10 protein-coding genes are annotated in these 11,755 nt (G+C 63.3%); all 10 read right to left on the reverse strand.

Annotated features, from left to right (window positions below; all coding sequences use genetic code 11):
• Positions 1 to 9 precede the first annotated feature (9 nt).
• Positions 10 to 1,272 carry a hypothetical protein gene (locus P9875_RS26705; RefSeq protein WP_278317072.1) on the reverse strand — a complete coding sequence of 421 codons (1,263 nt, stop codon included), beginning with the start codon at positions 1,270 to 1,272 and terminating at the stop codon, positions 10 to 12.
• A 388-nt stretch (positions 1,273 to 1,660) separates the two neighbouring features.
• Complete coding sequence (gene paaZ / locus P9875_RS26710; protein WP_278317073.1) at positions 1,661 to 3,712, reverse strand: phenylacetic acid degradation bifunctional protein PaaZ; 2,052 nt, start codon at positions 3,710 to 3,712, stop codon at positions 1,661 to 1,663.
• Positions 3,713 to 3,794: 82 nt separating this feature from the next.
• On the reverse strand, positions 3,795 to 4,409 hold the full coding sequence (paaY, locus tag P9875_RS26715) for a phenylacetic acid degradation protein PaaY (RefSeq protein ID WP_035822296.1): 615 nt from the start codon (positions 4,407 to 4,409) through the stop codon (positions 3,795 to 3,797).
• Between the two features lie 91 nt (positions 4,410 to 4,500).
• Positions 4,501 to 5,232 (reverse strand): ABC transporter ATP-binding protein, encoded by a 732-nt coding sequence (locus tag P9875_RS26720; protein ID WP_278318880.1) that lies wholly within the window; start codon positions 5,230 to 5,232, stop codon positions 4,501 to 4,503.
• Entirely contained in the window at positions 5,232 to 5,987 is a 756-nt protein-coding gene (locus P9875_RS26725; RefSeq protein WP_278317074.1) for an ABC transporter ATP-binding protein, read from the reverse strand. The genes P9875_RS26720 and P9875_RS26725 overlap by 1 nt, the downstream gene beginning before the upstream one ends.
• Before the next feature lies 1 nt (position 5,988).
• Positions 5,989 to 6,972 (reverse strand): branched-chain amino acid ABC transporter permease, encoded by a 984-nt coding sequence (locus P9875_RS26730; RefSeq protein WP_278317075.1) that lies wholly within the window; start codon positions 6,970 to 6,972, stop codon positions 5,989 to 5,991.
• A complete protein-coding gene (locus P9875_RS26735) occupies positions 6,969 to 7,847 on the reverse strand; it encodes a branched-chain amino acid ABC transporter permease (protein ID WP_010401459.1) in 879 nt (292 codons plus the stop codon). The genes P9875_RS26730 and P9875_RS26735 overlap by 4 nt, the downstream gene beginning before the upstream one ends.
• A 72-nt stretch (positions 7,848 to 7,919) precedes the next feature.
• Positions 7,920 to 9,071: an ABC transporter substrate-binding protein gene (locus P9875_RS26740; RefSeq protein ID WP_278317076.1), complete on the reverse strand. Its 1,152-nt coding sequence runs from the start codon at positions 9,069 to 9,071 to the stop codon at positions 7,920 to 7,922.
• Between the two features lie 91 nt (positions 9,072 to 9,162).
• Positions 9,163 to 10,368, reverse strand: a complete 1,206-nt coding sequence (gene pcaF / locus P9875_RS26745; protein WP_278317077.1) for a 3-oxoadipyl-CoA thiolase — start codon at positions 10,366 to 10,368, stop codon at positions 9,163 to 9,165.
• Between the two features lie 34 nt (positions 10,369 to 10,402).
• Positions 10,403 to 11,731, reverse strand: coding sequence for a phenylacetate--CoA ligase PaaK (gene paaK, locus P9875_RS26750; RefSeq protein WP_278317078.1), 1,329 nt, complete (start codon positions 11,729 to 11,731; stop codon positions 10,403 to 10,405).
• Positions 11,732 to 11,755 lie beyond the last annotated feature (24 nt).

The raw sequence follows: 11,755 nt of genomic DNA on the forward strand, positions 1-11,755 counted from the left end.
CGGCGCTCCTTAGAAAACGAAATCGATGGCGGCGGCAGCCACCGTGACGGAGCCATGGGAACCCGGCTTGGCTTGCACGAACAGGCCAGGGCCATTCTTCGGCTTGATGCGGTCGATCTGCACCTTCAGCGCGGCCGAACGGTGGAAGTCCCAGCGCACGCCGATGCTGTCCGTCGATTGCTCGAGCTGGTTGCGCGTATAAGCCAGGGTGTCGACGCCCGCCGACAGGGCGCGCAGGGTCGGCGTGCAGGCGGCCGGATAGCCGGCCGGGCAGGATGCGGGCACCGTGTTGTTCACGCGGCCATCGGCCTTCAGGCTGGCGTGGCTGTAGTACGGCAAAAAGGCGCCGATGCGATAGCCGCCCATCACGTACCACGAGGTGCTGTCGCTGACATAGCTGTCCGTCTTGCGCTTCGCATATTCCGACTGCACCAGCACATTGTTCCAGTCCAGGCCCAGGCCCACGGAGGTGAACGACGCCTTCTTGTCCTCCACTTCCAGCGCATCGGCCAGGGCGCCCAGCTGGGCGATCCTGTAGCCGCCGCCGGCCGCGCGCAAGCTGCCCATCAGGGTGTTCAGGCTCGGCGAATCGTTGATCGTCAGCTTGGTCTCGGCACGGCCGAAGCGCACGGTGACGGGGCCATGTTCGGCCACCACGTTGAGGGCGACGATGGACTTGCCTTCCACCTGCACGGTCGAAGCGGGACCCGTGGCCAGGGTGGCCTTGGTGCGTCCCAGCGCCAGCTGCGTGGTGATGCTGGTGTCGCCCGCGCTGAACTGGTAAGTGCCGTCGATGCCATCGATGCTGTTGAGGGGAACCTGCGAATACATTTCGCCGGGCGGGCGCAGCATGGTGTTGGCATAGCCGACGTTGCGGTAATCGGAAATCATGAAGACGGGCAGGCCCATGCGGCCAACGCGCACGCTGAAGCTGTCCGATACCTTGGCCTTGGCGAAGGCCCACGCCAGTTCGGCGCCGAAGTCGTCCTCGCCATCCTTGCGCGCCAGGCCCTGCACGGTGGCCGACAACCACTGGTTGACGGTGACATTGGCTTGCAGCCCCAGGTTGGAATCGACGCCCGTGCGGGCGGTGCGGCCTGCGCCAGCCGCCTGGTTCGGGCGCGCGAACTGCGCGCTGTCGGTATCGGCCATGGTCAGGGCGGCGGTGCCGTAACCGCTGATCTTGACGGCGGGGCCAGTGGCCTCTTCGGCATAAGCATGGCTGATGGCCAAGGGCATGGCCAGCAGGAAAATCAGGACGTGTTTATTCATAGTAATTAAATACCCGTAGCGGTGAACGTGGAGTTGGACTCGCGGTCGATGGCTCACCGGCCGTAAAAGGCCGGGTCCGTTTTTTTCGCGCCGCCATCGCGTCGAGGAGCGTGCATGGCGGCGTGACCAGTGAGTAAAACAATGCTACAGAGAAAAAGTTTTACGTTGGAAAGTTTTCTTGAGGCAATGAGTGAATTCGCCCCTTTTCACGAAAAAAGCACGCGTTCTAGAGGGGTTTATCTAAATAGCACGCCGTGCAAAACCACACTTACGCTATATTTTTCATACACTTATGGATAATTCAAGACCAAAAGAAATCGGAATAAAAAAGCGCCACCCGCGCGAAGATCGCGGCTGGCGCCGTTCACACCAGTGCTGCAGCAGACGCTTATTCGCGCTTCGACACCAGGGTCAGAATGTCGTAGCTGGCCACCAGTTCCTCGTTCTGGTTCGTCACTTGCACGTCCCACGCGACCACGCCCTGGCCGACGCCAAAGACGTCCTTGCGGTTGCGGTCGACCTTGCGCTTGCACGTCAGGCGTGCGCGGATGGTGTCGCCAATCGCCACCGGCGCGACGAAGCGCAGGTTGTCCAGGCCATAGTTGGCCAGCACGGGACCGACGCCAGGCGAGACGAACAGGCCGGCGGCGGCCGACAGCACGAAGTAGCCGTGGGCGATGCGCTTGCCGAACTGCGATTCCTTGGCCGCGATTTCGTCGAAGTGCATGTAGAAGAAGTCGCCCGAGATGCCGCCGAAGGCGACGATGTCCGCTTCGCTGACGGTGCGGCGGTGCGTGAGCAGCGAGTCGCCCGTCTTCAAGTCCTCGAAGTGCTTACGGAACGGGTGGATCGGGCTTTCATTGACGTCCGCGCCGCGCACGTATTCGCCCGTGATGGCCGCCAGCATGGTGGGCGAGCCTTGCACGGCCGCCCGCTGCAGGTAATGGCGCACGGCGCGCACGCCGCCCAGCTCCTCGCCGCCGCCCGCGCGGCCAGGGCCGCCGTGCTTCAGTTGCGGCAGGGGCGAGCCATGGCCCGTCGAATCGACGGATGCCACGCGTTCGAGCACGTGCACGCGGCCATGCGTGGCGGCCACTTGCGGCACCACGCGCGCGGCGATCTTCGGATCGCGCGTCACCAGGGTGCTCACCAGGCTGCCCTTGCCACGCGCGGCCAGGGCCAGCGCTTCATCGATATCGTGGTAGCCCATCATGGTGCTGACGGGGCCAAACGCTTCCACGTCATGCACGGCGTCGTTGCCGAAGGCGTCGCGGCACAGCAGCAAGGTCGGCGAGAAGAAGCTGCCATCCTGCGCGCCATCGCCGAGCGGATTGAAACCGTCTCCGGCGCCAAATACCACCTCGTTACCCTGCGACAGAGTGGCGACACGTTCCGCCACGTCGTTCTGCTGTTCTTTTGATGCCAGCGCGCCCATGCGCACGCCTTCGATGGACGGATCGCCCACCACCACTTTCGCCAGGCGCTCGCGCAGGCGCGTGCCGACGGCGTCCATCAGGTGCTCGGGCACGATGATGCGGCGAATCGCCGTGCACTTCTGGCCCGACTTGCCCGTCATCTCGCGCACGACTTCCTTGACGAAGAGGTCGAATTCCACGTCGTCTGGCGTGACGTCCGGCGCCAGGATGGCGCAGTTGAGGGAATCGGCTTCGCCGTTGAAGGGCACCGACTGGGCGATCAGGTTCGGGTTCGTGCGCAGCTTGGCGGCCGTGGCGGCCGATCCTGTGAATGTCACGAAATCCTGGCCATTCAGGCGGTCCAGCAAGTCGCCCGTGGAGCCGATCACCAGCTGCAAGCTGCCGGCTGGCAGCAAGCCCGATTCATGCATCATGCGCACGACGGCCTGCGTCAGATAGCTCGTCGCCGTGGCCGGCTTGGCGATGCAGGGCATGGCCGCCAGGAAGCTGGGCGCGAATTTTTCCAGCAAGCCCCAGATGGGGAAGTTGAAAGCGTTGATATGCACGGCCAGGCCACCGCGCGGTACCAGGATGTGCGTGCCGGCGAAGCCGCCCTTCTTGCCCAGCGCGATGGCCGGGCCTTCGTGCAGCACGTTCGACGATGGCAGCTCGTTGCTGCCCATGCTGGCGTAGGCGAACAGGGTGCCCGTGCCGCCTTCGATATCGACCCAGCTGTCGGCGCGCGTGGCGCCCGACAAATGCGAGATCGCATACAGTTCTTCCTTGCGCTCGACCAGATACAGGGCCAGCGCCTTCAGGCGCGCGGCGCGCTGCTGGAAATCGAGCGCCATCAGGCCCGGCACGCCCGTCTTGCGCGCATACGTGACGGCTTCGTCAAAGTCGATCTTTTCCGCATGCGTGTGATAGATGACGCGGTTGTTCAAGGCGCTGTGCAGGGGCACGGCGGCGCTTTCGCCCAGCCAGCGGCCGGCGATCAGGCTTTGCAGGGTGGATATGTGAGCCATTTTTTTCTCCATAAATGATGTTGGCGGTGGCGTCGGATTACGCGGGGCTTGGCCCCGCTAATCCGACCTACGCCCATATTGCTTATTGCGCGGCGGCGTTCTTGTGCAAATGCAGCGGCAAGGCGGATTCGAAATTCAGGCGCTGGCGGTTCGCCTCGACTTCCGTCAGGGCTTCCACTTCGCGCATCGTCTGCATGGAGCGCACGGCCAGTTCGTGGTACTGGCCCGTGCCCGAGCTTTTCCATTTGATTTCATCGTCGGTCAGCGCGCGGATGATCTTGGCCGGCGTGCCCACCACCATGCTGCGCGGCGCGACGATCATGCCTGCCTTCACAAAACTCATGGCTGCGACGATGGATTCCTCGCCGATGACGGCGTTATCCATCACCACGGCGTTCATGCCGACGAGCGCATTGCGGCCGATGCGGCAGCCGTGCAGCACGGCGCCATGGCCGATATGGCCGTCGACTTCGACCACCGTGTCGCAGCCGGGGAAGCCGTGCATGACGCAGGTATCCTGCAGGTTGGCGCCCTCTTCCAGGATCAATCGGCCGAAGTCGCCGCGGATCGAGGCCAGCGGACCGATATAGCAGCGCGGACCGACGATCACGTCGCCGATCAGCACGGCCGACGGGTGCACATAGGCGCTGGGGTGGACGACGGGGGTAACGCCGTTGATTTCGTAGACTTTGACCATATTGCTCTCCAAAACATTATTGCCAGCCGTAGCGGCTGATGTCGGATTACGCGCAAGCAGCTCGGCGCCCCCGCTAATCCGACCTACGTCATCACATACCCAGGTACGCGCTCTGTACCTGCTCGTTATGCAGCAATTCGGGACCGGGACCGGACAAGGTGATGGCGCCCGTCTCGATCACGTAACCGACGTCGGCGATCGACAGGGCCGCGTGCGCATTTTGCTCGACGAGGAAAATGGTGATGCCCTGGTCGCGCAGGTCGGCCACGATGCGGAAGATCTCCGCGATCAGCAAGGGCGCCAGGCCCATGCTCGGCTCATCGAGCAGCAGCAGTTGCGGACGGCCCATCAGCGCGCGCGCCATGGCCAGCATCTGCTGCTGTCCGCCAGATAAGGTCCCGGCCAGCAGCAGGCGCTTTTCCTTCAGGATCGGGAACAGGCCATACATGCGTTCCATGTCACCGACCACGTCCTGCTGTGGGCGTGTAAACGCGCCCAGGCGCAGATTGTCTTCCACCGTCATGGGGCCGAACACTTGCCGCCCTTCCGGCACCTGGCAAATGCCGCTGCGCACGCGCTTGTCGGCGCTCATGCGGCTGACGTCCTGGCCGGCGAAGGCAATGCTGCCGGCGCTGATCGGCTGCACGCCGGAGATGGCACGCAGCAGGGTGGTCTTGCCGGCGCCATTCGCGCCCACCAGCGCCACCAGCTGGCCCTGGCGCACCTGCAAGTCGATGCCGTGCAGGGCCTGGATGCGGCCGTAATGGCTGGTCAATCCCTGGATGTCGAGCACCAGCGGAGTCTGAGGTTTTTCCATCTTCATCATGCCGCCACTCCCAGGTACGCCGCCACCACGTCAGGGTTCGCGCGCACTTCGGCGGCGGTTCCTTCGGCCAGCTTCTTGCCATAGTCGAGCACCAGGATATGGTCCGACAGATTCATCACCAGTTTCATGTCATGCTCGACCAGCACCACCGTCACGCCCGATTGCGCCACCTTGCGGATCAGGGCTTCGATCTCGCCCGTCTCCGTATGGTTCAAGCCCGCCGCCGGCTCATCGAGCAGCAGCACTTTCGGCTTGGCCGCCAGCGCGCGGGCGATTTCCAGGCGTTTCAAGGCGCCATACGACATCTGCCCCGCCTCGTCATCGATATGCCGGCCCACGCCGACAAACTCCATCAGGCCCGCTGCCTCGTCGCGGCAGGCCGCATCCGCGCGGCGCACGGACGGCAAACGCAGCATGGAGGCGAACAGGTTCTGGTTCAGGCGCAAATGCGCACCTACCATCACATTATCGATGGCCGTCATGTTCATGCACACTTGCAGGTTCTGGAAGGTGCGGCTCATGCCGCGCCGCGCCAGCGCATCGGGTGACATGGCGGCCACGTTCTCGCCATTGAGCAGGATCTCGCCCTTGCTCGGCGTGTACACGCCCGTGATCAGGTTGAACAAGGTCGTCTTGCCGGCGCCGTTCGGTCCGATTACGGAGTGGATATTGCCTTCCTTGACGGTAAAGCTCACGTCCTGCACCGCGTGCACGCCGCCAAAGCTCTTGCTCAGATTGTTAATCGTCAGCATCTCACACCTCCTGCGCAGATTTAGGCGGTGCTTTCGGCGTAGCGGAACGCTTGCGCGAACGGCTGGCCAGACTCGGCACCAGGCCCTTGGGCATGAAGATCATGGTCGCCATCAGGATCACGCCAAACACCACCGTTTCCCAGCCTTCAAAACTGGACAGCAGTTGCGGCAAGATCGTCAGCAGGGCCGCGCCGATGATGGAACCGAAAATCGACGCCATGCCACCCACCACCACCATCGTCACCAGCTCGATCGAGTGGAAGAAGCCGGCCAGGTTGGGGGTGATGAAACCGATGTAGTGGGCACTGATGCTGCCCGCGATGCTGGCAATGACGGCCGACAGCACGAACACGCGCACCTTGAAGCGGGTCGTATCGACGCCGACCACGCGGGCCGCCACTTCCGAACCGTGAATCGCCTGCAGCGCGCGGCCGACGGGCGAGTCGATCAGATTCAACGCCAGCCACGTGACCAGCAGCAGCAATACGGCGCACACCAGGTACCACGATTTTTCACCGGCGATTTCCAGGCCGGCGACACTGAAGGCGGACACGCCGATGCCGTCCGGGCCACCCGTCCACTGCGTCTCGTTGTTGATGACGATGGAAATGATGATGCCCAGGCCCAGGGTCGCCATGGCCAGGGTATGGCCCTTGAGTTTTAGTACCGGACGGGCCAGCAGCAGCGCCAGCAGACCGGTGGCGACGGCGCCGGCGGCCAGCGCAGCCAGCGGCGGCCAGTTGTAGTGCGTGGTCAGCACGGCAGACGCATACGCGCCCAGGCCATAGAAACCCGCGTGCCCCAGGCTGATCTGGCCCGTGTAGCCCATCAGCAGATTCAGGCCGATGACGACGATGGCGTTCAGGGCGATGCGGATCGCCACATCATAGTAGAACGCGTTGGTGAGGAACAGGGGCAGGATGGCCAGCACGAGTGCCAGCACCAGCAAGCCAGCGTGGCGCGAGCGGGAGAAGAAGGTCGTCATACACGCTCCGAATTTTTAGCGCCAAACAAGCCTTGCGGCAGGAAGAACAGGATCAACAGAATCAGCACGAACGGGACCGCGTCTTTATAAGCCGACGAAATATAGCCGGCCGTCATGGCTTCGGCGATGCCGAGGATCAGGCCACCGGCAATCGCGCCCGCGCCGCCACCGAGGCCACCGAGGACGGCGGCGACGAAGCCTTTCAGGCCCAGCATGATGCCGGCGTCATACGAGGTATAGGTGATCGGTGCAACAAGGATGCCGCCGGCCGCGCCCAGCAGGGCCGACAAGCCGAACGAGAACAGCAGCACCTTGCGCGTGTTGATGCCCACCAGTTGCGCGGCCAGCTTGTTGTGCGACGTGGCCAGCATGGCCTTGCCCATCAGGGTACGGCCAAAGAACCAGCCCAGCACCAGCACGATGACGACCGTCACGCCCAGCACCCACAGGCTTTGCGGCAGCAGGCTGGCGCCCAAAAATTCAATCGGCGCGTCGCCGGAAAAGGCTGGCAGTGTATGCGTATCCTTGCCCAGCCAGATTTGCACCAGGCCGCGCAGCACGAGCGAGGCGCCGATGGTGATGATTAGCAGGGTGATGACCTGCGCATTTTGCGCCGGTTCGATCACGGTTTTTTCCATCAGCAGGCCCACCAGGCCCGTGGCGATGACGGCCAGGATGATGGCCAGCGGCAGCGGCACGCCGGCGGCCGACATCACGGCGGCCAGCATCCCGCCCAGCATGATGAATTCGCCCTGGGCGAAATTGATCACGCCGCTGGTGTTGTAGATGATGGTAAAGCCCAGCGCCGCCAGCGCATAGGCGGAACCGACCGTCATCCCGGAATACAGAAATTGTAGAAATTGAGCGACTTCCATGGTGTCTCCATTATGTTCGGCTATGCGCGGGCCCCCTTCAAGGGCAGCCCGCGCAGGTACTTCTGGCTTACATCACTTCGACAATTGCCATTCGCCGTTCTTCACTTCCACCATGCGGAACGCCGACAGGTCCAGGCCCATGTGGTCTTTGGCCGACATGTTGAACACGCCCGTCGTCCCCACAAAACCCTTGGTCGATTCCAGCGCCGCGCGCACTTTTTCACGGTCCGTGCCGCCGGCGCGCTTGATGGCGTCGACCGACAGGTTCAGGGCGTCGAGCGCATAGCCGCCAAAGGTCGACGGGTCGATCTTGTAGCGCTCTTTATACGTCTTGTCGTAACCGACGACGATGGCCTTTTGCGCGTCGCTGTCCGGCAGCATGGCGCCAATCAGGAGGGCCGGCGTTGGCAGACGCACCCCTTCGGCGGCCTTGCCCGACAGTTTCAAATACTCGTCCGACGCCACGCCATGCGACTGGTACAGCGGCAGCGCGGCCATGCCCAGCTGGCCATAGTTCTTGGTGACCACGGCAGGGCCCTGGCCCAGGCCGAAGACGAAGACGGCTTGCACGCCAGCCGTATTTTTGATGCGCGTCAGCTGCGCCGTGATGTCCGTGTCTTTAGGACCGTAGGTTTCATCGGCCACCAGGGTGATGCCGTATTTCGAGGCGACGATTTGCGATTCCTTGCGGCCCGAGGCGCCGAAGCCGCTCGTTTCCGACAGCAGGCCCACCTTGCTGATGCCGCGCTTCTTCATGTCTTCGAATACCTTTTCGGCCGCCATGCGGTCCGTATGCGGCGTCTTGAAGACCCATTTCTTGACCGGGTCGATGATGACCACGGCGCCCGCCAGCGAGATGAACGGCATACTGGCGCGATCCACCAGCGGCGCCATCGCCATCGTCGCACCGGTGGTGGTGCCGCCGATCAGCACGTCGACCTTGTCGGACTCAATCAGGCGCTTGGTAAAGCCGTTGGCCTTGGCCGCATCGCTGCCATCGTCGTAATGCACCAGTTCCAGCTTGCGTCCCAGCACGCCGCCGGCCGCGTTGATCTTCTCGATGTACAGCTGCAGGGTTTTCAGTTCAGGGTCGCCCAGGAAGGCGGCCGGTCCCGTGACGGACAGCACGGAACCGATCTTGATGTTATCGGCCGCATACGCGCCTGCGGCGGACATGGCCAGCACGCCGGCGATCAGGGTTTTCTTGAAGATATTGGCAATCATTGTGGTCTCCACCAGGTTGGCACTACGGTCAATTATGCTTGGCGCTTTTTTACAAGCCTGCGCCTTTTATGTTTACTTTGTTTTTACTTTGTTATACGCGTTCAATTACGACGGCAATACCCTGCCCCACGCCGATGCACATGGTGCACAGCGCATAGCGCCCGCCCGTGCGCTCCAGCTGGTTCAGGGCGGCCATCACCAGGCGCGCACCCGATGCGCCCAGCGGGTGGCCGATGGCGATCGCGCCGCCATTCGGATTCACGTGGGCCGCGTCGTCCGCCAGGCCCAGGTCGCGCGTGACGGCCAGTGCCTGTGCGGCAAACGCTTCGTTCAGTTCGATGACGTCCATCTGCTCGATGGTGAGTCCCGTTTGCGCCAGCACCTTGCGCGACGCCGGCGACGGGCCAAAGCCCATGATGCGCGGCGCCAGGCCGGCCGTGGCCATGCCCAGCACTTTTGCGCGCGGCGTCAGCTTATATTTATCGACGGCGGCGGCGGACGCCAGCAGGATGGCGCAAGCACCATCGTTCAAGCCCGAGGCATTGCCGGCCGTGACCGTGCCGTCCGGCTTGACGACACCCTTGAGCTTTGCCAGCATCTCGATCGAAGTGTCCGGGCGCGGATGTTCATCCATCGTCACCATCTTCGGCTCGCCTTTTTTCTGCGGCACGGCGACGGGCACGATTTCACAATCAAAGACGCCAGCCGCGTTGGCCGCGGCCCAGCGCTGCTGGCTGCGCAAGGCCAGGGCATCCTGGTCGGCGCGGCTGATGCCGAACTCCACGGCCACGTTTTCCGCCGTTTCCGGCATGGTGTCGATGCCGTACTGTGTTTTCATTTTGCCGTTCACAAAACGCCAGCCCAGTGTCGTATCTTCGATTTTCGCCGCGCGCGAAAACGCGCTGTCAGCCTTGCCCATCACGAAAGGCGCGCGCGTCATGCTTTCCACGCCGCCGGCGATGATCAGCTCCGCTTCGCCCGCCTTGATGGAGCGCGCCGCCATGCCCACGGCGTCCAGGCTCGATCCGCACAGGCGGTTGATGGTATTGGCCGGCACGGCCGCCGGCAGGCCGGCCAGCAGCGCGGCCATGCGGCCCACGTTACGGTTGTCCTCGCCCGCCTGGTTGGCGCAGCCGTAGAACACGTCGTCGATGGCGGACCAGTCGACGGACGGGTTGCGGACGATCAGCGCGGCGATCGGCAGCGCGCCCAGGTCGTCCGCGCGCACGCTGGACAGCGCGCCGCCATAGCGGCCAAACGGGGTGCGTACGGCGTCACAGATAAAGGCTTCGTTCATGTTTGCTTCCTTGTTCGTTTTCTTGTTCAAACTATCAGGAAAAAATCTTCGGGCGCTGGTCGACCACGCGGCGGGCCTTGCCCGTCAAAGTGCGTTCGATGCCGGCGGCGGCCACCAGACGCACGCGCGTGCTCACGCCCACGTGTGTCTTGATGCGGTGTTCCAGCTCGCGCGCCAGCGCGTCCGTTTCGCTGGCCGAGATGGTGGCGGTCAGGTCGATGCGCAGCTCGGCGATCACTTCCAGTTTGTCGAGGTGGCCGTCGCGCGTCACCACCAGCTGGTATTGCGGCGCCAGACGCGGCATCTTGAGGATCAGCTCTTCGATCTGCGTGGGGAAGACGTTCACGCCGCGGATGATCAGCATGTCGTCGGAACGGCCCGTGATCTTGCCGATGCGGCGCATCGAGCGCGAGGTCGGCGGCAGCAAGCGGGTCAGATCGCGCGTGCGGTAACGGATGATGGGCAGCGCTTCTTTCGACAGCGAGGTAAACACCAGTTCGCCCTCTTCGCCGTCCGGCAGCACTTCGCCCGTTTCCGGGTCGATGATCTCCGGATAAAAATGGTCTTCCCAGATGACGGGGCCATCTTTGCTTTCGATGCATTCGGATGCCACGCCAGGCCCCATCACTTCGGACAGGCCGTAGATATCGACGGCGTCGATACCGGCGCGCGCCTCGATTTCAGAACGCATGGCGTCCGTCCACGGCTCGGCGCCGAAGATGCCCACCTTCAGCGACGATTCGGCCGGGTCCAGACCCTGGCGCGTGAATTCCTCGATGATGTTGAGCATGTAGGACGGCGTGACCATGATGATCGATGGCTTGAAATCCTGGATCAATTGCACCTGCTTTTCCGTCTGGCCGCCGGACATCGGAATGACCGTGCAACCGAGACGCTCGGCGCCGTAATGCGCACCCAGGCCGCCCGTGAACAGGCCGTAGCCGTAGGAGATGTGCACCATGTCGCCCGCGCGGCCACCGCCGGCGCGGATCGAGCGCGCCACCACGTTGGCCCAAGTATCGATGTCGTTCTGCGTGTAGCCGACCACCGTGGCCTTGCCCGTCGTGCCGCTCGACGCGTGGATGCGCACCACTTGCTCGCGCGGCACGGCGAACAGGCCGAACGGGTAATTATCGCGCAAGACCTTTTTATCGGTGAACGGGAATTTGGCCAGGTCGGACAGGGATTTCAGGTCGTCCGGATGCACGCCCGCTTCGTCAAAAGCGGCGCGGTAATGGGGCACGTTGTCATACGCGTGCTTGAGCGTCCACTTCATGCGTTCGAGCTGCAGCGCCTGCAGTTCATCCTTGCTGGCGCGCTCGATCGGCTCGAGGTCATTCGGTGCTGGGGTTCTCTGGACCATCTCTGTCTCCTGTTTAATTCTTTA

Source organism: Janthinobacterium rivuli, assembly GCF_029690045.1.
In the GTDB taxonomy this organism is placed as follows: domain Bacteria; phylum Pseudomonadota; class Gammaproteobacteria; order Burkholderiales; family Burkholderiaceae_D; genus Janthinobacterium; species Janthinobacterium rivuli.